The sequence below is a fragment of the Corynebacterium lipophilum genome (assembly GCF_024102595.1).
GTDB lineage: Bacteria > Actinomycetota > Actinomycetes > Mycobacteriales > Mycobacteriaceae > Corynebacterium > Corynebacterium pseudogenitalium.
The window spans coordinates 1-21,504 of record NZ_JAEUWV010000003.1 but is presented as its reverse complement, the minus strand read 5'-3'; the positions used below and the strand labels follow the sequence as shown (position 1 = coordinate 21,504).

At 56.4% G+C, this 21,504-nt stretch carries 17 protein-coding genes; 11 read left to right on the top strand and 6 right to left on the bottom strand.

Features of this window, described 5'->3' with window-relative positions:
• The 3 genes from JMN37_RS03465 to putP are packed head-to-tail and all read right to left on the bottom strand — an operon-like array spanning position 1 to position 2,741.
• Positions 1 to 486 carry a DUF2269 family protein gene (locus JMN37_RS03465; protein WP_070479480.1) on the bottom strand — a complete coding sequence of 162 codons (486 nt, stop codon included), beginning with the start codon at positions 484 to 486 and terminating at the stop codon, positions 1 to 3.
• A gap of 30 nt (positions 487 to 516) precedes the next feature.
• Positions 517 to 1,152 (bottom strand): HNH endonuclease family protein, encoded by a 636-nt coding sequence (locus tag JMN37_RS03460; RefSeq protein ID WP_070362652.1) that lies wholly within the window; start codon positions 1,150 to 1,152, stop codon positions 517 to 519.
• A gap of 2 nt (positions 1,153 to 1,154) precedes the next feature.
• Entirely contained in the window at positions 1,155 to 2,741 is a 1,587-nt protein-coding gene (gene putP / locus JMN37_RS03455; RefSeq protein ID WP_252931041.1) for a sodium/proline symporter PutP, read from the bottom strand.
• 105 nt (positions 2,742 to 2,846) lie between these two features.
• Between putP and JMN37_RS03450 the strand changes: the two genes are divergently transcribed.
• The 7 genes from JMN37_RS03450 to JMN37_RS03420 all read left to right on the top strand — a co-directional run bounded on the left by JMN37_RS03450 (position 2,847) and on the right by JMN37_RS03420 (position 12,841).
• The gene (locus JMN37_RS03450; RefSeq protein ID WP_252931040.1) at positions 2,847 to 5,972 is read left to right on the top strand and encodes a DEAD/DEAH box helicase; all 3,126 of its coding nucleotides are present in this window, start codon (positions 2,847 to 2,849) and stop codon (positions 5,970 to 5,972) included.
• Complete coding sequence (locus tag JMN37_RS03445) at positions 5,969 to 6,832, top strand: SWIM zinc finger family protein (protein ID WP_252931039.1); 864 nt, start codon at positions 5,969 to 5,971, stop codon at positions 6,830 to 6,832. Before JMN37_RS03450 ends, JMN37_RS03445 begins: the two co-directional genes overlap by 4 nt.
• On the top strand, positions 6,832 to 8,037 hold the full coding sequence (locus JMN37_RS03440; protein WP_256472637.1) for a metallophosphoesterase family protein: 1,206 nt from the start codon (positions 6,832 to 6,834) through the stop codon (positions 8,035 to 8,037). Before JMN37_RS03445 ends, JMN37_RS03440 begins: the two co-directional genes overlap by 1 nt.
• The gene (locus JMN37_RS03435; RefSeq protein ID WP_252931036.1) at positions 8,038 to 10,674 is read left to right on the top strand and encodes an AAA family ATPase; all 2,637 of its coding nucleotides are present in this window, start codon (positions 8,038 to 8,040) and stop codon (positions 10,672 to 10,674) included.
• Between the two features lie 54 nt (positions 10,675 to 10,728).
• Entirely contained in the window at positions 10,729 to 11,202 is a 474-nt protein-coding gene (locus JMN37_RS03430; RefSeq protein WP_252931035.1) for a MarR family winged helix-turn-helix transcriptional regulator, read from the top strand.
• A gap of 22 nt (positions 11,203 to 11,224) precedes the next feature.
• Positions 11,225 to 11,458, top strand: a complete 234-nt coding sequence (locus tag JMN37_RS03425; protein ID WP_252931034.1) for a PspC domain-containing protein — start codon at positions 11,225 to 11,227, stop codon at positions 11,456 to 11,458.
• Positions 11,459 to 12,199: 741 nt separating this feature from the next.
• On the top strand, positions 12,200 to 12,841 hold the full coding sequence (locus JMN37_RS03420; RefSeq protein ID WP_252931033.1) for a CAP domain-containing protein: 642 nt from the start codon (positions 12,200 to 12,202) through the stop codon (positions 12,839 to 12,841).
• A 135-nt stretch (positions 12,842 to 12,976) separates the two neighbouring features.
• Here the strand turns inward: JMN37_RS03420 and JMN37_RS03415 are convergent, their stop codons facing one another.
• Genes JMN37_RS03415 through JMN37_RS03405 form a run of 3 tightly spaced genes read right to left on the bottom strand, consistent with a single transcriptional unit; the run spans position 12,977 to position 19,082 of the window.
• The gene (locus tag JMN37_RS03415; protein ID WP_252931032.1) at positions 12,977 to 14,035 is read right to left on the bottom strand and encodes a hypothetical protein; all 1,059 of its coding nucleotides are present in this window, start codon (positions 14,033 to 14,035) and stop codon (positions 12,977 to 12,979) included.
• Complete coding sequence (locus tag JMN37_RS03410; protein WP_252931031.1) at positions 14,036 to 17,101, bottom strand: type III restriction-modification system endonuclease; 3,066 nt, start codon at positions 17,099 to 17,101, stop codon at positions 14,036 to 14,038.
• A 4-nt stretch (positions 17,102 to 17,105) separates the two neighbouring features.
• The gene (locus JMN37_RS03405; RefSeq protein ID WP_252931029.1) at positions 17,106 to 19,082 is read right to left on the bottom strand and encodes a site-specific DNA-methyltransferase; all 1,977 of its coding nucleotides are present in this window, start codon (positions 19,080 to 19,082) and stop codon (positions 17,106 to 17,108) included.
• A gap of 176 nt (positions 19,083 to 19,258) precedes the next feature.
• Here JMN37_RS03405 and JMN37_RS03400 point away from each other — a divergent pair, with 176 nt between their 5' ends.
• From JMN37_RS03400 to JMN37_RS03385, 4 genes are all read left to right on the top strand, one after another.
• Positions 19,259 to 19,438 carry a hypothetical protein gene (locus JMN37_RS03400; protein ID WP_252931028.1) on the top strand — a complete coding sequence of 60 codons (180 nt, stop codon included), beginning with the start codon at positions 19,259 to 19,261 and terminating at the stop codon, positions 19,436 to 19,438.
• Between the two features lie 296 nt (positions 19,439 to 19,734).
• Positions 19,735 to 20,097, top strand: a complete 363-nt coding sequence (locus JMN37_RS03395; protein WP_252931027.1) for a hypothetical protein — start codon at positions 19,735 to 19,737, stop codon at positions 20,095 to 20,097.
• Positions 20,098 to 20,407: 310 nt separating this feature from the next.
• Entirely contained in the window at positions 20,408 to 20,866 is a 459-nt protein-coding gene (locus JMN37_RS03390; RefSeq protein ID WP_252931026.1) for a hypothetical protein, read from the top strand.
• Positions 20,867 to 21,206: 340 nt separating this feature from the next.
• On the top strand, positions 21,207 to 21,504 hold a 298-nt coding region (locus JMN37_RS03385), incomplete at its 3' end, for an IS1/IS1595 family N-terminal zinc-binding domain-containing protein (RefSeq protein WP_440271438.1).

Below are 21,504 nucleotides of genomic sequence, written 5' to 3'. Positions count from 1 at the left end.
CTACACAGTTGGTGCTGGCAAGAACATCAGCACCAACACGATGAACCACAAAAGGTTAAAGACACCAGCGAACGCGGAAGCCTTAGCTTTCGACTTTTCAAAGTTCGCGGTGACATCGGCTGGGTCGGCCTCGGCTGGCTCCAGCTCACCGAGTGTACCGACCATCTTGCGCTGGGTCGGGATGACCACGAAAAGCAGCAGTGCCCAGGCGATGACTGCCAACACGATAGAGGTGTGCAGGAAGTAGTTCGTCTTGTACGCAGCCCAGTCGCCGAAGAGGATGGCGACACCGAGCAGCGGAACGAGTGATGACGCGATGCCGTAAGTGCGCGAGATGCGGTACAGGATCGACGCGCGACCGGCAGCGGCCGCATCGCCCGCCTGTGCTTCGGCGGCCTGGCGCGGGAACATCGAGGTGGATACGACGATCGGGCCCAGCAGCAAGATGGCGGCTGCGACGTGAAGGAAAGTTAACAGAGTAGTCATAGGCAACCACTGTACTTGATACGTCCACCATCATCTAGGCGAATTGGTGGTAGGGAACATACCAATTCCAATGAGGTGGGCGGCGACGCCTCGCCATCCCTTGCATGCACGGCGCATTGTGCGAAGGTCATTGGTGGTTACGCGCAGGTCGTACATGTTTGCAACGCGTGCCAGCTGCCGTGCGTATGCGCATTGCTGCGGGATCGATGGAGGCATCCACTCGCTCGGAAGCATGTCTGACTTTTGTTGGTTCGCCTTGCTCGAGGTCACGATGAGGTTGTGGGGGTCATTCGCGAACCGGAGTCGCTGCTCGTCGCTCCAGGCGAAAGCACCCATGTCCCATGCTGCGGAGAGGGGGAAGAGGTGGTCGAGCTCCACATCCTTAGGTCTGATGCGTTCGCGGGTGTACGGATCGATAGCGTCAACCGGCTCCCACTGCCGGTGGGGAACGTTGCAATTAGGCTGCTCAAACGCGTACGCCATGGCATGCTCGCGAGTCGTACATCCGGTGGCATGGCGCTGCCAGCCTGGTCCGAAGTTGTCCCGCTCGTAGCCGATGATAGTAACGCGTTGGCGGGTCGTGGGGGCGTCGATACGCGAAAACCCCGTTGGAAACGGGGCGTACGCGATGGTCAGGATAAGTAACAGAGTGAGGTAAACACGCACGTCTAGTTAGACGCGTGGGAGGCCCCTTCGGTTCCCGCAGTCGCCTTGAGCGCGTCAGCGAACGTTGCGTCCGGAGTGGTGAGCGCAAAGTTTGTCACTGCAAGAGCATGGTCAAACTCGTCTTCGACGCCCTGCTTCGGCTTGGTCAGCAAGGAGACAGCGACAAGCGCGATCGTCGCGAATGCGATACCCGGAACGATTTCGTAGATGATGCCGGACAGCGTGTCGGAGGAGCCCCACACGAATACCGTGATTGCACCGACGATCATGCCAGCGATGGCGCCCGGGGCAGTGAGACGACGCCAGTACAACGATGCAATTACAACGGGACCGAAGCTTGCGCCGAAGCCTGCCCACGCGAACGCGACCAGGCCCAGGATCGTGTCCGATGGGTTGATTGCCAGTACCATCGCGACCGCTGCAACCAAGACCACCATCGTGCGCGAGAGCACCAGCAGCGCCGTCTGGCTCGGACGCTGCTTCGCCACGGCCCGATAGATGTCTTCAATAAGCGCGGAGGAGGTGATCAATAGTTGGGAGGACATTGTGGACATAATCGCCGCGAGCACCGCTGTAAGGACGATACCTGCAATGAGTGGGTGGAAGAGGATGCGGGCCAGGTCCAAGAAGATGGTTTCGAAGCCGCTTTGGTCAGTGACACTGTGCGGTGTTTCAGCGAAGAAGACCGTCGATACGAGCGCGGTGAACACCGCACCCGCAAAGCAGATGGTGACCCAGCTGATTCCGGTCCGGCGTGCGCTGGCTGCCTCAGCCGGGGAGCGCAGCGCCATGAATCGGGTAACAATATGTGGCTGTCCCAGGTAGCCGAAGCCCCACGCCAAGTTGCCGATGATGGTTGCCAACGAGACACCGGCGATCATGTTGAAGTAGTCCGGATTGCCGGCCTCCCACGGGCCGTAGGCGTTGTGGGAAGCGAACGAGAAGATATCAGAGGGGGTATCGAGCGAGAGCAGTGCCATCAGTGGCACCGTGACCAGCGCCAAGAACATCAAGACCCCTTGGACAACGTCGGTATAGCTCACAGCGAGGAAGCCGCCGATGAACGTGTACAGCACAGTAATCGAACCGACGATGAGCACGCCTGTGAGGTAGTCACCATGGAAAGTGGATTCGAAGTAACGGCCACCCGAGACCATGCCTGACGAAACGTAGAACGTGAAGAAGAAAATAATGATCACGGCCGCGACAAACCGCAGGACGTGTGAGGAGTCTCGGGTGCGGTTCTCAAAGAAGGACGGCAAGGTAATCGAGTTATTTGACACTTCCGTATAAGCGCGGAGGCGTGGTGCGACGAACTTCCAGTTCGCCCACGACCCGACCAAAAGTCCAATAACGATCCACAGCTCGCTCATGCCGGAAACGAACAATGCGCCCGGCAGCCCCATCAGCAGCCAGCCCGACATATCTGATGCGCCCGCGGATAGGCCTGCTACGAATGGGTGCAGTCCACGGTCGCCAAGAACGTAGTCGTCATACTTGCTCGTCTGGATCCACGAATAAAACCCGATGGCAACCATGACTCCGAAATACAACACAATGGCAAGGACAAGCCAGAAGCTATCGGCCATGTTTGCCTCCCTAAAGCAATAGAAAAAATAAGCGAGTAGAGTTTTAAAGATTACCGTTAGAACCGTAGTCGATGTAGCGAAATCAAGGATGGTATAAGGGTGGGCTTGCCAAAATTCCTTCTTCACGGGCTGTGGCTGCCAGATTCTGGCTTGCAGGTCTGGGTCGAGCAGGTGGCTGGCCATAAAATCATCACACTCGACGAAGTGCCGAAGGGGACCTTCCCCAAACCGGTCCACACACTGCTCGAAGGGGTCAAGTTCCGCCACCGCGGCAAGGTCATGTTGCGCACGCCGAAAGGCAAACTATTGCGGCTCCGGGTGCCGACGGCAGCATTCGCCCCCGATGAGGCAGTACAGTTTCTACGAGCAATGTCCTTCCTCCTGGACCCAGACGTTCCGGCACCGGAAGGTTTCACGGAGCAGCAGCGGGCGTCGGTAGCTCCGGATCTTTTGTGGCTCATCCAGATGTTTCTCGGGCTGGAGCGGTTTGTGCAGGCTGGGAGGGTGTCGATTCACGTGCCGTCTCAGGACTTTCAGTGGTTCGCGCAGTGGCAGCTCGGCACCGGGGTGGAGGAACGCGGTTGGCTCGCGGACATGATTGCGGCTGCGCCAGGCGTACTTACGGAGAACAACCGACGGCTCGACGAAGACTGCTCGCGCACATTTGTGCACTGGATCGCGTCTGCCCAGCTGCGTAACTCCCCTATGCTGCGCGGTGAGCGCCCGTTTCCGTGGCACGATTTTGTACAGTCGTTGCTTCACGGGACGCCGTTACGGCGAGGCTCTAGCGCGTTTTCGCGACAGATGAGCCAGTGGAACGGCTCAATCACTGCGACGAATTTCCAACTGGTCTTCATCGTGGAGCAGCCCGCAGACGCAGAAGATGGGGGCGATGAAGCGTTCACGCAGTGGCCGATCCGGGTGAACGTGCGCTCCGGCGATGAATCGCCGCGGCCTATCCGGCTGTCGGAGTATGACGCCTATACGGTGCAGCAGCTCCACTCCGTGCTTCGCGACGCCATCAGGGTCTCCGAACTGATTGATCCGGCAACGCACCGTCGTGCCGCGACAACGCCGGGCTCTGCGCTCGATGGCGACTGGGACGTGTACCTGTCCGCGGAAGAGATTGTGCAATTCGTGGAGACTGAGGTGAGCAAGCTTCGGCTTGCGAACTACGCGGTGATGCTGCCACGCGCCTGGACAACTGCAGAGACAACATCGAAGCTGCACCTTTCGGAAGCGAAGAACCCGTACGACGCAACAGCGGTGACCCGGCTTGGCTTCGGCCAGCTGGTCAATTACGACTGGCGCGTCAGCATCGGCGGCACTGAACTGACGGATGACGAAATGCAGCGGCTCGTCGAGTCGAAGTCTGGGCTGATCAAGTTGCGCGGTGAGTGGGTGCTTGCCGATACGCGCCACCTCGAGCGCACGAAGCGCTACATGGAAAAACTTCATGGGACCGCGCTTGCGCGTGCAAAGCGTGAAGCTGAAGAGGCACGGATGACGGCGCAGCTCGCAGCAGATGCGGGAGCAGACGATGCGGAGGCCCTTGCTGCTCGCGCAGATCAGCTTGAGGAGGAGTACCAAAAGCTCGAAGCCTCAGAAGAACACGGCGCGGTCACCGCCGCGGAGCTTCGCCAACTTGCGCTGGAGGGCGGGCCGGAGTCGCCGCTCGAATTCACCGGTTCCCGGTGGTTTACTTCCCTGGTTGGTGGGATGGACCGACCTGCGCCGGAGCGCGTCGACATCCCAACGACCGTGCACGCCGAGCTTCGTGAGTACCAACGCCGCGGCGTGGACTGGCTGTACTACATGTCGCGCAACCATCTAGGTGCGGTGCTTGCCGATGACATGGGACTCGGCAAGACGCTCCAGCTGCTCACGCTGCTTGCCGTCGAAGAGGAACGGGGGCAGCGCACCGGCCCAACTCTTGTCGTCGCGCCGACCTCAGTGGTAGGCAACTGGGCCCGTGAGGCGGCGAAGTTCGTCCCGCACCTCTCCGTATATGTCCACCACGGCAGCGCCCGATACAAGGCCGAGGAGCTCCGGGATGCCATCAAGAAGCACGACATCACCATTACTTCCTACGGGATTGCGTCGCGCGACGTCATCGATTTGTCTCTCATCGAATGGGATCATGTAGTGCTCGATGAGGCCCAGGCGATTAAGAATGCGGGGACGAGGGCGTCGAAAAGCGTGCGAGCGCTGCCAGCTCGCCACCGCATCGCGCTGACAGGCACCCCGATCGAAAACAAGCTCTCCGAGCTACGAAGCCTCCTCGACTTTGTGAATCCAGGCATCCTCGGCTCGCAGTCCTTCTTCCGCAACCACTTCGCTCGAGCAATTGAGTCGCGCCGGGACGAGGGCCTCGCCGACGAGATGGGGGAGCGGCTGCAGCGCCTTACCGCACCGTTCATCCTGCGCAGGCTGAAGACGGACACCGCGATCATTGACGACCTGCCGGAGAAAGCCGAGCACGTACTGACCGTCGACATGACCGCTGAACAAGCGGCGCTCTACACAGCGCTTGTCGACCGCATGCAGCGCGAACTGCAGGAACGCCAGGGCATGGCGCGTAAAGGCCTGGTGCTTGCCACGATTACTCGCATCAAGCAGATCTGCAACCACCCGGCACACTTCTTGGGCGACGGCTCGCCTGTACTTTCCGACGGCCACCACAGGTCCGGCAAAATCGCGCGCCTTGCGGAGCTACTCGACGAAGCCGTACGCAGCGACCAGCGCGTCCTGATTTTTACCCAGTACAAGGCCTTTGGCGACATTCTGCAACCATTCTTGAGTGACTACCTCGGTGAGATCATCCCGTTTCTCCACGGCGGGGTAGGAAAGAGCACGCGCGATGCTATGGTCGCGCATTTCCAGGAGCCGAACGGGCCGCGCGCGATGCTGCTGAGCCTCAAAGCCGGCGGCACCGGGCTCAACCTCACTGCCGCATCGATGGTGATCCATCTCGACCGATGGTGGAACCCCGCCGTGGAAAACCAGGCGACCGACCGCGCGTTCCGAATTGGCCAGAAGAAGGACGTCACCGTGTACAAGATGATTACGCGCGGAACCATGGAGGAATCAATCCAGGACATCTTGGACGGCAAGATGCACCTCGCGGGCGCCGTGATCGGTGAAGGCGAAGGTTGGATCACGGAGCTCGACGCGGACGACCTTGCACAACTGATGAGCTACCGAGGCAACGGAGGCGAGCGCAACCTATGAGCACACAGCGGCCACATGAAGATAACGTCATCTACGCCAACTTTGGTGCACGGCGACGCTCACCGGAACAGAAGCAGGCGAAACAAGCAGCGGAGACTCGCTCCCGTTATGGCGATGTACCCGCGACATGGAATGCAGCCGGCGGCAGAATCTGGGAAGCAGTAGTACGCTACAGTGATGCCGGTCGCATTAAGCGGGGCATTGCGTACGCCAACGGCGGCCACGTCGCCGAGCTCTATCCGCGGTTAGGCGGGATTGATGCGGTTGTGACGGGCTCACAAATCGAACCGTTCCACACCGTGATCGAGCTGCCACGACGCACTGCTGCTGACATAGGCGGGCTGCTTTCCGACATTGCGCATGATTCAGCCGCGCTGATGAAGGCACGCAACGGTCTGTACACCGACGAGGCACTAGACACACTGATCGCCAACGGGCCCGAAGAGTTCCGGCTGCACTGCAGCTGCCCTGACCCTGTCGTGGCCTGCAAACACATAGTGGCCGTGGGGTACCAGGCCGCGCAGCGCATGAGTGAGCACCACGAGTTCATTCTGCAACTTCGGGACAGCTCGATTGCGCGTTTGACCGGCATGGCACCGCCGACCGTGCAGTACGAGGCAGCACAGCCGGATGCGCCAGGCGAGGTTCCTTCACCTGGGCCACGCCCGGAGGCAGACTTTTGGGAAGGCGGCACGCTTCCAGATTTGCCCACGCCACAGGTCGCGCCGATGATCGAGGATTCCGACATCACGATGTTGCATAAGGCCATGCAGACGATCTCGTTTACGAACATCGATCAGCTTCGCGCGGTCTCCGATATCGAAGATCTGTTCTATGCCATGACTGAAACTGAGGACTAATGTCCGGGCCGTTTGGTAGTAGTGAATATGTGAACACTTTTCGATTTATCCACTCCTCTGACCTGCAGCTTGGCATGACTCGGAAGTTTCTGCGCGCCGAGGCTCAATCAAGGTTTGACGACGCCCGCTTGCGCGCCGTCGAGCGTCTCGGGCAGGCCGCCACGGAGCATGATGCCTCCTGCATCGTGATCGCCGGCGACGTTTTTGAACACAACGCGTTGGAACAGTCGACGTTGGGCAGGGCGCTCGAGGCGCTGAAGCGTCTCCCTGTGCCCGTATTTCTACTCCCGGGTAACCACGACCCGCTGGTCGCTGACTCGATTTTCAACGTCACCGAAGATCTTGAGAATGTTCAGGTGCTGGATTCCTTCGACCCCGTGGAGGTGGCGCCCGGTGTCGAGTTCGTCGGCGCACCCCTGAAGGCTCGGTATGCTTCCGAGGACCTCTGCGCCCGTGCCGTACGTGACTTAGCGCCGACGGATACGATCCGTGTCCTCGTCGGGCACGGCCAAGTAGACGGCTACGGCAAAGAGCAGTCCGAAGCGCTTATCGACCTGGATTTGCTGGAGGAAAAGCTGGACTCGGGGGTGATCGATTATGTCGCGTTAGGGGATACACACTCTACACAGTCACTCGGCACGAGTGGGCGCGTGTGGTTCTCGGGTAGCCCGGAAACCACTGATTTCCACGACTTCGCCACCGGCGGCCCCGACGGTGGCGGCGAGGTCAACTCCGGTAATGCACTCGTCGTCGAGATTACAAAGTCCTCCGCGGAAGACTGCACTGTGAACGTCGAGCCAATTGAGACTGGGGCCTGGACGTTTGAGGCACTGGACTGGGAGGTCAGTGACGAAGGAGACGTCGAAAAGATCGTGGATGAGCTCGAACGCTACGAGCATAAGGACCGCACGGTGGTGAAGTACTCGGTGCGTGGCACGCTCGGACTTACGGCGATGGCGACCTTTGAGCAGGCGATCGGGCGGCTTGAGCCGGTGTTCGCCGCCTTGTATGAACGTGAGCGCCTTATGAGCCTGCACCTGGCGCCTAGCGATGAAGAGCTCGAAAACCTTCCGCTGAGTGGGTACGCAGCCGAGGCGATGCGGGATCTGATCTCCCAGGCATCCGCGCAAGATGATGCCACAGGCTCCGCGACAGCACGTGACGCAGTGAACCTTCTGTTCCGATTCTCCAAGGAAGTGAACTAAATGCGCATCCATTCGATCACCATTGAAAACTTTCGTGGAATTCAGCGACTAGAGCTCCGCGACCTGCCAGATACCGGCGTGATCGTGATCCATGGCAATAACGAAGCAGGCAAATCCACCATCCTTGACGCACTGACGACAGTGCTCAACGAACGCCACACTGCCGGAGGCAAGAAGATTGGTGTGCTCACTCCGATCGGGAGGGACGTTTCGCCTGCGGTACGGCTTGAGGCGACGGTTGGCGATTACAGCTTCACCATTGCCAAACAGTGGGGGAAAGGGAAGTACTCGGAGCTCAACATCACCAGACCGCAGCTGCGCCAGTACACCGGGCGTGAGGCTGACGACGAGCTTGCACGGATCCTCGCGGAAAACCTTGACCAAGAGCTCGCCTCGACGCTCTTCCTGCGCCAAGGACAGTTTGCGGCAGGGATCAGCGCAGCTGGTATCCCAAGCGTTGTTCGGACCCTTGACGGGGACGCTGGTCTTAGCGCCGAGGAGTCTGCTTACGATGACACCGCGCTCATGCAGCGCGTCAGCGACGAATACGCAGCGTTCTTTACCCCCACTGGTCGCCCGCGTGGCGAATACGACAAGCTCCGGAAAGCCGCCGAAGATGCGCGTCAACAGCATGAAGAGCTGGTGAATCAGAAGCGGAAGTTCGACGATGAAGTCGTAGAAGTAGAGCGGTTGCAGCAGCAAATGCAGCAGATTCAGGATGAGCTGCCCCAGGCGCAGCAGAACCTCCAAGCCCAACAAGTCGCCGCAAAACATGCCGAAGAGGTCGTCGCTCAGCGCCAGGCTGCGCAAGAAGCCGTGAAATACGCGGAGCTTACAGCACAACGCGCCGCACAAGACGTGGAGAACAGGAAAAAGCTTGAGCAGCGCCTTGCGCAGTTACGTGAGCAACACGTCGCGCTCGAGAAGGAGAGAGATCTCGCGCAGCAAGCCAACGATGAGGAAGCAGTAACCATTGCCTCACTCACCGATGCGTTAAAGCGGCACCGAACCGAGTTGGCGAAAGCACGTGAGAACGCACGTCGTACCCGCGCCATGCGGGAGTACGCGCTGTGCCAGCAGGAGCTTTCAGAATTGCAGGTAGTGCTTGACCAGATCGAGTCCGCACAGACTGAATATCAAAAGCTTGTTTCCGAATCACCCGTCCGACCTATCACCGACGTGGACGTGACTCGCGCTGAGGAAGCTGCAAGCGAGGTGAAAATCCAACGCACCATCCGCGCCGCGGCGACCGCAAAGCTGACCGTGCGTGCCGAAGACGCCACGTTCGTCCACGATGACGCCCCCACACACGTTGATGGGGAGCACACCATCGAGCTTTTCGACGCCACCACCCTCCAATTCGGCGAATTCCACCTCACGTACCGCGCGGGTGCCAACAGTGTGGGTGAACACGGCGCTGTGGAGGCCGCAGAACGTGCGCTTGAAGAGGCGCTCGCGGAGCTCGGTTGCGAAGACGTTGCGGAAGTGCGTGCGAAGCGCGACGAGCACCGAGCTTTTGTCCAGGGCGTGGAGGATGCGAAGCGGCGTCGAGAAGATATTCTCGCAGGCAGAGACCTGTCTGCGCTCCAGGAGCGCCACGTGCGACTGCAGAAGCTGCGCGCGGAACACGCAGCAACCCTGGGCGAGGATCCCACGGCGTTGGAACGAGAAGCTGCGGAGCAGGAATTCGAAACCGCCGAAGCAGCCTTACAGACGGCACAGCATGATGCAGAAGTAGCTGCCGCCGCATTGGAGCCCCACCGAGAACGCAAAGCGCAAAAAGCGCTACTGGTTCTGGAGACGAAGCTTTCGACCCACGAGGAAGCTGTGCAAAACGCAAAAGAAGAGCTGCGCGCAGACCAGGAACACGCCACATCTGAAGAATTGGATGCGGCTCAGCAAGCCGCAGCAGAAAGCCTTAGCGCCGCCCGTGCCACGCTGGATGAAATGACGGCGGCGGCACAGGACGCAAATGTTGATATGGCACAGGCACTGCTCGAGAGCGCACAGACCCGTTTAGTGAACCTGCAGGATCGCTACACAGCGGCCGACAAGCGCATCGCGGAGCTGAAAAGCTATTTCGAGATGGCCTCTGGTATCGCAGAAAAGGTCGACCGCGCTGAAGCAGTACTCGATGCTGCCGAATCTGAATACCACCGCACGAAGCGTCGCGCTGATGCAACCAAACTCTTATACGACACACTGCAGCGCTACCGCGAAGAAGCGAATGCGCGCTATGCGGCACCGTTCGCTGCGGCGCTCGAAGGATACGCGGGGGCATTGTTCGGCCGAGATGTTGAATTTGAGCTGGACGATCAGCTCCAAATCACTCGACGAAATGCTGCGGGCGTGTCACTACCGATCGAGGAGCTATCCGGTGGTGCACAAGAACAGCTGGCGCTGCTGACCCGCTTCGCGATTGCAGAGCTTGTCGCACGCGACGGAACCTCGCCGGTTCCTGTGGTCATTGACGACGCCCTCGGGGCAACAGACCCGCACCGCCTGCAACTGATGAACGCACTGTTTAATAGGGTGGGCAAGCATGCTCAGGTTATTGTGCTGACCTGCTATCCCAACCGTTACGATGGCGTGGCCAGCGACAACCGTTACGAAATTGAGCAGCTGAAGACTAATTGATGGATGCTATGAACATGATTGGGGAGCGCTGAGATTTCTACTACAGTGAGAGGTATGTCTGACGCACCACACTGGCTCAGCGACGCCGAACAGGACCTCTGGCGGCTCATGCTTGCCACTTCGCGGAAGATTTCTCGCGCTCTCGACGACACCCTCCAGGCAGATTCCAAGCTCTCTTCGCCAGAATTCTCGGTGCTTGTCAGTCTGTCTGAGGCCGAAGAACACACGATGCGGTTGCGTGATCTGTGCTGGGTTCTGGAGTGGGACCGTTCTCGCACTTCGCATCAGGTCACCCGCATGGAGAAGCGCGGGCTCGTGTTGAAACAGAAATGCCCTGGTGATGCCCGGGGCGTTCTGGTCACCTTGACTGACGACGGCCTGCATCGCCTCGAGGCTGCAGCACCAGGCCACGTTGAAAGTGTTCGGCGTCTCGTCTTTGACCATCTTGACCCCGACGATATCCCGACACTGACTAAGTTCTTCCAAGGAGTACTTGGGGCTCAAATCAACTCTGAACTCCATAGATAGCAAAGAAGGAAAGTGAGGCGTCATGTCCTTCCCGACAAACCAACCCCAGTACCAGCCAAACCCTAGCCCAAAGCGACTGCAGCGCTCCATGGTGGACAAATATATTGCCGGGGTCTGCGGGGGAATCGCGGAGTATGCTGGTCTCGACCCTGCTCTTGTTCGAATCGGTATCGTGCTTATTGGGCTCGTTACGGCGTTTGTGCCTCTGTTCATTCTTTATCTTGTGGCCTGGATCGTGATTCCGCCGGAGTTCTAACGCATGAAGGCTCTCTGACGAAGCTGGAGTGATACACTCATCCCATACTGTACCGAGCTGTCTATTGTGTGTAAGGGAGATGTTCGCGGTGCCGGAAACCAAGAATGAGATGCGTAATCGCCGACCGGCCTCGGCCCGTCCACTGGCGTTCGTAAAAGTTGACCCCGATGAGATTGATTCGAGTGATGACTTTCAGTGGATTGTGGATCTGGTCAAAAGGAGCGTAGAGAAGGGAAGCGGGCAGTAGTTGCCGCTTTGTTGTAAACGAAGCGAGAACCCCGCCACCAAGCAAAACGCCAGGCAGCGGGGGTAATGGAGCCATTTGCGAAACTCCCTAACCTCCCCAAACGCAACCCCTTACAAAACGTTTCCCGCCAAAACCCACGCACATTTCCCGCCCACTCCTCGAAAAACGTTATCACCAGCACAAATGCACTCCTACCATCGGATCTAAAATCGCTCTCGGATACCCCCTTCCCTCGACTGAGAGCAAGCCATTGTGCATGGTGATGGTGTGGAATGAGTCATCTTTCATGCTTGTCTACTGCGTAAATGACAGCGCCAGTTTTGACCACGCCGAAAAGATTGTGATCACTGGTGTAGTTGATGATGCGTATCAGGAGATGAGAGTAGATCCTACGGGAACGATGCCGGACTACCGCGCAGCCTAAGTGGGGTGGGAGGTTATGATAATGAAGACTTCATAGTTTTCGTATCAACTTTTCCAAGAAAGTGTTTACAGTGCCTAACCCGCAACAACTCATGCAATACGCCGGTGCTGCTGTTACCGTCATCGTCCTGATCCTGGGACTTATTTTCGGGACAGGGGATTTATCCTCGTCTTCCGATAATGGGGCACAAACGCCCCCATCGAACAGTGCGAAACCGTCGAATAGTCCTGCGCCCTCGAACGGTGGGCGCAAACCGGATGCTGACGGGTGCGTGAAAAACACTCCTGATTATTTCAAGTGCAAACAGGAAAACAGCAAGCTTGGTAAGAAGAACCCGCCTTTAACCTCTAGTGATATTCAGCAAGCGCGTAGGGCTCAATTCATGCAGATTGTCGAATGGCGGTCTAATGATAAGCACGCTAACCCACTTACGTATGATCTTTCTCTAGAAGCAACAGCACAGCGGTTTGCTAATGAACTTGCTCAAACGCCTGGGGATGAGATCTGGCACTCGAATTATAATACTCATGGGCTAGAAAACGTGGCATTTGATACATACACTTACAAGAATTTCTTTAACATTTTCGCTGGTTCGGTTGGGCATGCAAGTACCATGGCAACGAACGGGCGTGCTCCTAAAGTCGGTATCGGTATTGCTCAAGACCCCGTAACAGGACATTACTTCTGCGTACAACACTTCGCAGACAAGTAATCGGGTATCTGGGGAGAGCACACCTACTAGGTAGTTGGAATAAACCTACCTAGTAGGTTTTTCTGTTTGCGCTGGGTGGTGTAGGAACAGGCGTGTGCCAGATTGACACAGCGTGCCCCCATGCGCGAACCTTCCTCAACTCGATGGAGGATTCTTCCTCTTGCGCGTTGAATTCGCTTCAAGATCAAACCCGAGTTGATCAAACAGTTTCTGCTGGTGTCCTAGCACCCGTTGAGCATCTGCCTGGATCACTTTCTGCCTGACACTTAACGCGACACTGCGCGCAAACATCTCTTCAGCAGAAAACTTCCCTGAATCCTGATCCGCTTCGAACTCCTGATAATCCTCGGTGAACTGTTGAACTTGCTCGATGACTCTTTCAACATCATCTTTTATCTCAAATACTTCATTGCGCCGTGGCAGACCATCCCAAAGATTCTGATATGGCAATTCGGATACATCTCGCATGTACGCCACCGGCTGAAAACCGAAACAAAATGTTTCTGTTCGTCGGGATGGATCGTCAATCCAGTGGAACGTCGCCCCGATAAAACCATCTTGAAGACACGCTCCAAAACCAATCTCGTCGTGCATCTGCAAATCGAGAATCTGACAGGCGTTTGAATACGGCGCGAACCAGTCCTCTGGGCAGGTTGGATCAAGTCCTCGCACGTGCTCGTAATCCTTGTAAAGTAGAAGATTGAACGTTTGAACCATGTCAAGATCGTGCAAGTAGCGCCGAAGATCTTCCGGTACCTCATAACCTACGTCGTACATCTTGCACCCGAAATGCTTCACGTAATACCGAGCAAGGTGACGCTGATCAAAAGGGGTATCCGCAAAAATCTCATCCCAGTTGAATTTGCGCCGGTTTTTGAAATACTCCAGGTCATCCAAGATGAAATCCATGAAATGGTCATACGCCATGTCAAACGGCTGCGAGAACTGGTTATTGCAGTAAGCACAGATGGTTTTACCAAACATGAAGATTCCATGATTCGGACCACTCATCTTGTAAAAGCGTCCATCACTGCCGATAGTGCCTAACGGTTGTCTACCGCCTGCTTCCCAAATCTTCTTGATCCGGGAACTCTTGAAAGCGTGTTCCTGGGTATCAGCGGGACGTTCCTCACAAATCCAGCACATCTTGCGATCACGCCGAGGAAACGCCGGGTTCGACTTCTTCTTCACCATTTACTCGCCCGCTTTCGTCCTCGCTTTCACTCCCACGGACTTACCCTCGTGCAAGTCCTCAATGATCTCGATGACCCCATCTGAGTTCAGCACGGATGTGAAATACACGTCCACGTCGTTGTTCCGCAGTTGCTCGAAGAACTTAGATGCACTCGTAATTGCTTTTACTTCAGTCCCGCGCAGTTGCGAATCCTCATCCATTCCCTTCGTTTCAGCCACGAAGTTGACTGATTTGCGCCCGTTCTTGCGCTTGATCACGTACATAAAGTCAGGCGAAGTCGTTTGCCCCGAGTAGGTGGGGATCTTGATCGAACGGGTGGGGATCTTGCCGAATACTTCAACTACCCCGTCGAATTTCTTCGAGAGTGAATCCATGATGGTGTCGCGCTCAATCGAACTATCCCAGTCGAACACGTCATACAGGTACGTCTCCGGGGGAACCTTTTCGTTATCCTGGAAGCGTCCCAAGCGGGTGCGCTCGATGGTGTCTTTCGGGGGACCGTCAGTCTTGGTCAGCGGATTGTCACCACCGCGCACGCCGACGAGGGCGTATTCAAACCGGGTAGCGAACTCCCGGTCAAACCATTCGTGGAACCGGCGCAGGAACCTATTGAGACTTTCTATGTTGAAGTGGGAGTCTTGCAGGTTGAGCACATCATTATTCCGCGCGAGCGCCCGGTGGATCGTGTCCACGGGAAGTGCCGTGGACGTGTGCGCCCGCTTCAAGAACTCCCCGTAAGGCAGATGCGTGTTCGACTCGTGGTGTCCCGCGACCGTATAAGTCTCCGGCAGGGACAGTTCCCGCCCGCGTCGAACCTCTTTTTCTAAGACCTTCCTCGTATCGCGCACGAAAATGCGGGCATTGTTTTGCAAGACCTCATCCAGCCCCGCGTCGATCTGCTCCGGCGACAACTCTTGGATGAGCAGGATGTACTTCTGCGTGAGCGTTTCCCACAGCGAGTGCAAACGCTCGTAAGCCCTCGGGCGAATCTTGGCGCTGCGCTTGAGGGCTTCCTTGTGTCCTGGTTTCTCTTTCCTGATGCGATTCTTGTTCACGCCCGTTGCGAACTCGGGGTAGGTCTGGAGGAACGCGCCTAGTTTGTCCTCTTTCACCTCGCCGGACGGTTCGATGAAGCCACCCATAAGCATTTCAGCCATGAGGAACGTCGGCTCCACCCCACGCGCCTTCGCCACGTCCGCCAGCCGGTCATTCACGTTAATCACGCGCACGGTGTCCGCATTAATCTCATCGACCAACTGATCAGCAAACTCGCGCTCGGTGAAGTCCACGAGATAGGTCAAGAAGAACTGATCAGCATCAGCAGTCACCCGATTGCCGTACTCATCCACCGGAAGGCGAAGCCCACGCCCAACCTCTTGCAGTTTCGAGTTCTCCGAACCGGACGAGCGCATCTTCACGATCTGGAATACCGTGGGCAAATCCCAGCCTTCTCGAAGGGTCCACTTCGAGAAGATGAACCGCATGACGTTGTAGTGCCCACGCTCATCTCTAAACGACATGAGTTTGTTCTTATCGCGCAGAATCGCTTGAACCTGTTTGGTCACCTGCTCATCAGTAGCGTTCAAGTCTTCCGCGAAATAGCCACCATGAGCACCTTCTATGTTTTGCAAGGTCGCTTCCAGATACGGCAGGTACTCCTGCATAGCCGGGGTGAGCGCCCCGTCCTCGTAAATCTCGGTGATTGTGTCCTCGATGGACTTTCTCAGTTTGCGCTCGAATGCAACCTTTAACCAACCGTCGTTGTTTTCCCCACGGTAGGAGTGAATGGAGTCGATGAAAAACAGCGTGGACGGCTTGATCTTGCGCTCACGCTCAAATAAGTCTCGCTCGATCTTGAAGTGGTTAGCGAGCGCTTGCTCCAGCATCGTCTCCTGATAGGACTGGGAGAACGAGCCGGTCATGATTGCGTAGTCCTTGGGCAACTCCGCACCGTTAGACAACATGGCGACGTTTACGCCGGAATCTTTCGACTTACCCACGTTCTCTAGCAAGATCCCGGATAGTGACGGGTGAATCATCCCGAGCAGGTTGTTCTGTTTATCCAGGTGGTAGGACTTGCCGGTGGACTCATTGCGGATCGTGACCGTCTTCTCCTTTGCGTTAAGCGCGGTCACTTTCAGTTTGACCTCATCTTCCCCGATAGCATCCGGGTACTGCACCTTCACACCCTTGACGAGCAAGTTGTTGAAGGCTTGCGCTGAGTTCAGTTCGTAGACAAGGTTTTCATAATCCGGCGTGGACGGCTTGGTTTTCGTCCCTTTAGTTCTGGGGAAGGTCGCGCCATAGCGGATGATGACCCCTGGCTGAAGCTCTTCGACAATTCTCTTGAAGGTGGCTTGGTTGCGGGCGAAACGGTGTGGCTCATCGATAATCACGACTGGACGAGTGCGGGCGAGAATATCCAACGGGCGAGACGAGTCATATCCATCAGCGGTAAGCGTTTGGTCGTAATCGTCGCGCGAGAGCGTGGGAGATTGCAGCATTGCGCCGGTCATGATGAGCGCGTCGATGCGTTTAGCATCGTAATCAGCACCTTCGGCGTACTCCCGAATCTCGGGCGGGATCATCCGTCGCCGTCCCCGCTTGTGCTTCGGCTTGCCCGCGAGCGTTTGCAGCACAATCTGTGAATCGTAGAACTTACGGAAGTGTTCGTCCGCGTAGTCCGAGCGGATGAAATCACTCGTACCCTCTCGAATCGGCGCTGATGGGGTAAGCAAAATGAACTTATTGAACCCGTAGCGAGCGTGAAGTTCGTACATGGTGCGGGTAAACACATAGGTCTTGCCCGTACCAGTTTCCATGCGCACGTCTAGCCCGAGGTAGTTCTTCGCGCTGGACATGCGCTTCTCAGGAGGAATCATGGGTAAGTCGATAACGCGCCCACCTTGTATGTCCTCGATGTTCTCCTGAATCGTCGGGAGCATGTCCGAGGTGATCTCGGGGTTGACGGCTGATCTCGCACCGAAGTCCACTCCCTCAAACACGGTCGTGACCGCTTGCACCGCTAGGCGCTGATGCTCTAATTCCTGGAGCCTGACTTTCATTGTCCTACCACCGCGCTTCCACGTGAATCTTGCCAGTAGAGACCTGGTTGAGCGCCTGCTTCAACTCCGTGAGCACTACGAATGACAGTGCCGTATTGAAGTATGCGAGGTGGTTAATATGAAGTTGGTCGGACTCAATTAAACGGATGAGCGCAATTACGTCCTTGGGGGTGAACCCGCCATCGATGATGTAGGCGGATGAGCCAACCACGTCGAGCGTGTAGCCGTCGAGCTCAACTTGTTTGACCTCTGGGGTGAGTCCGTAACCGTCGTGAACCGCCCAGGTTGTGAGCATGACCGTTTTCGCGGGCGCGTCCTCGAAATTCAAGCGCTCTAATGGATCAATATTGAACAACCCCTCGCCCGGATTGAAAGATTCCAGCCGGTCGATTTCATCCTGCTCTGGAGTGACTAGCGTGTAGTGCTTGAAGCCGTAGTCGATGCTCGCGCCGGTGTCTTGGGCGATCTTGTCCGCTGCGAGTTCGATGCGCTTGCGCCCGATCTCATCGATGGTGGAGAATCCTTGGGCGAGAGCATTGCGCCCAGTGTCATTTTTATCCGTGATCGGCTCCGCAATCTGGACAGTGATCATGCGCCGGTTCGCCCCGTCTCGGGCGTTAAGCGCCATGACCGCGTGTGCGGTAGACGATGAGCCGGAGAAGAAATCGAGAACGGTGTCTCCGTCCTTAGCAACAAACGAAAGCAACTGGGTAAGAAGACTCACCGGCTTGGGGTTAGTAAAAACCTTCACGCCCCCGAACAATTCTCGAACCTCGTTCGCCCCCGTGCGACTATCCAGATTAATCACGCTCGGGAGTTTCACCGCGTACTCGTGCGCGTAGACCTTTAATTCCACGATCTTGTTCTCATCTGCGCCGAAGATGATCTTCTCCTGGTCTAGGAGTTCGCGCATGGTCGATTCGGGGAAGCGGTAACCCATCATGGGCTGCGTTGTGGGCTTGCCCGTTTCAGGGTGAATCACGTCGTAGCGGTATCCCTCTTTACCGGGGTTGTGAACGGAACGACTGCCCTGGTAGATGCCTTCCTGGTCGATGTATTTGTAATTATCGAGTTCACCCATTTCCTGACGGTGCGCTCGCAACCATGCTGAATACTCAGCCTGAAGACGGTCAGTTTCCCCGTACTTCTCGATGAGTTCCTCACCCTTGGCAACGAGCATGTCTTTAATTGCACTTTCGGGTGAGCGCCAAACCTCTTCGACCACGCGCTCATCCTTGGCGAACACGACAATGTACTCATGCTCTTCAGCGACTCGTGAGGGGTTGTTGTCTGTGGCATTTTTCCAAACAATCGTTCCCAGCCGGTTCTGTTCTCCGAACACGTCACTATCGAGCAGCAGTTGCAGGTTGCTGAGTTCGTTTCCATCGATGGAGATGAAAATAACCCCGTCATTGCTTAAGAGGTTTCGAGCGAGCACGAGACGGGGAAGCATGAACGTCAGCCACGCCGAGTGAGAAGCCTTGCCGTGCAGGTCAAGAATGTGCAGCGCTTCTTCGTGGGAAACCCCGATGAGTTCTTCCAAGTCTTTAGGCGTGAAATCGAACGAATCTACGTAGGCGAAATCGTCCTTGCCGGTGTTGTAGGGAGGATCGATGTAAATGCACTTGATCTTCCCCCGGTACGACTTCGAGAGGTGCTTGAGCGCGTCCAGGTTGTCGCCAGTGATGTAGACGTTGTGACTATCAGCGTTGCGCTTGTCCTGGTTGTGCGCGGTGTTTGGCACGATGACGGTTTCTGTCTGTGCGGACGTGAGTAGTTGCGCGTAGGACTTGCCGAGAAAACCGAGTTCGTAGGACTCGCGGGAGAGTTCGACTTCCTGCTCTTTCAACATGGTTTGGAACTTCTCTAGTTGGAAGTTGCCGTCCGCATCGAAGTAATTCGGGAGCGCTTCTTGTAGGCGCTGCACTTCGAAGGAGTTCGGGGAGATTTCCTCGTTTGCTGCTTGCGCGTCGCGGATCATGAACTACCTGCTTCCATTGGGGTAAGTACTGTTTCGCATTGTCTCATAACCCGCGCGAAGAAACGCGAGCGACTTGGGAAGTGATCGCACACCTACTATGTCGAACAAATGTTCTTGACATTTCGCACGAAACGGCGCTACCGTACCAAGCGGTCTAGTTGTGCAAGGAGGGCATATTGGACAAACCAGGAAAGAAGCGCCCCTCGATAGACGATCTGATCCCAATAGCGATGATCGATACCGATGACGAAATTGATTACGGCTGGATCTGTGATCTGATCAACGAACTGCGTGGTAATGCAGGGTTGGAACCACTTTCACACGAGGAACTCAACGCTGATCCGGGCGAGGAGTAGTCCAGTCAGCACGAGCGGGAACAACTGCCTGCTTGCGTCCTGATTCGCCCTTACTTTCTATGTAGGTTCACCTTCATTGAATGCCAGCTTCTTCCGTGGAAACGCACGTCCCCAGCTGCTGATCGCGCGACACTTTCACACCCCAATATAGCGCCATAAAACACCTCTACTTACTACGTGTATCCCACGCCTACTAAGTGATAAAAATACCCCTTGAAATGCGCAAACACCCTGGACTAAGGTTCTAAAATCGTTGGCGCAACTCCGTGCTGGCAACCCAAGCAAAAGGAGACAATTTGGGAGAAATTCTCAACGACGCAGTGATGCAAGTGATGACTCCATCACTGGAGTACTACGACAAGACCGCGCTCGCACATGTGAGCAAATACGCCGATGACTACACCGGAGAAATCACCGACCGTCACGGGAACTTCCGCCATGGTTGTGTCGGGATGATTCACTACATCCCGGAGGAAGCCTACGAGCGTCCCTGGTGGCGCGAACCGGAGTATCCACTCAAAGAGTGCATTGAGCGTTTGGTGCATGCCGGGTGGGTCAAGCGTGTAAACGGTGAAGCACTTGATGGGGCGATGATTCTCAACACGTCTCGTTTGATCCGCCTGATGGACATTGCCGAGACGGAAATGGCGCAAAACTAGCACGTCATCGACTACGAGTACTTGCCGGATGGCACTGTGGTGGAACCGCCATGCGAGGACTTTAACGACCCGTTATTTCTGCCATTTATCCGATGGGCCGATGCTCTATTTCCTGGCGATTTCGCTTACACACTGGCAGGTGACGTAACGGACGCGACCGCCCGCCTTCTAGACGGGCATCTTTCTGTCGAGCGTGACCACGGGTGGCAAGAGACTGATCCCACCCGTTGGAAACGTGCCATTTTGGATTGGAAGGACCATTACCTCGATGATGGCGGTTTTGCAATCCCGGAGCAGTGGAAGGTGACTGATGATTGCTAATTTCAAACCAAACGTAAGTGCTGGACATCTCCGCGCAGAGGTTGCGCAATGGCGCGAAGTCGATGAGATCCCGGACGAGTTTCTGGTCCTAATCGACCCGCGCGAGAACCCACTTCTGAAGCTTCTGCAAATCGCCAAACTGCATGCTGCAAATGCTTGGGAGCCAGGATGCGACCTCACGTTCGGGGACGTAGACGATGCTTCTACTCGCTACATGGCGTTTACGTATCGCGGGAGTCGTGAGGATTTCTGGTACGGACTTTCCGTGCTGACCGAGCAAGTCATTCTGGATGCTGAGGGGCTAGAAGATGAGCACTATCCGAGTCAGCGACCGTTTGGGCGCATGCTCATGTCGTTTGGGATTCCACCGTTAGAGGTACTTCCCGCTGTAGGCGTGTCCGATGACGGGACTGTGCTGGTAGATGCTGAGTGGGAAGAACTGATGTAGTCGGGGGAAGTGAGTGTTTGGGGTGCGCTCACAGGTGCCGAGAACACATAGAAGGTATGTGGGTTCTCGGCGTTTTCGTCATTTTGGAGCGAGTTTCCCATTTTGGGTTAAGCGACAAAATGTGTGCTTTTTTGGATATGGATTCCAGGTCCTGCCTGGGCCTACGGCGGGACAGTGCTCGTTGAATCGGGATTCCCTGCCGTAGACCGGAAGGTCCACCACTTCAGGCGTTGGATGTGCTATGACAGCAGACTGTTAAACCAGCTGCATGCCAACTCAACACAGAAAGAGAAAACACAACAGGCCCCTATGCCCGGCATGCGAACACACCGCCACAAAAATGGGCACCACATCCAGCGGAAAACAGCGATGGCGCTGCACAGACTGCGGGCACACCTTCACCAACCCCAACACAGCCAAGACCAGCGCATATCGGTTTGCCATCTTCATTGACTGGATCACCAACCAGCGTCCCCTCGACGCTGTCGCTGCTGCGCACAACGTCTCCAGACGCACACTCATCCGCTGGTTCACCTACTTTTGGTTCATCATCGTCCCGTGCAAACCGGACCCGTACCGCGTCTACGACCAGCTCTTTATTGACGGCACCTACTTCCACAAAAAATGCCTGCTTGTCG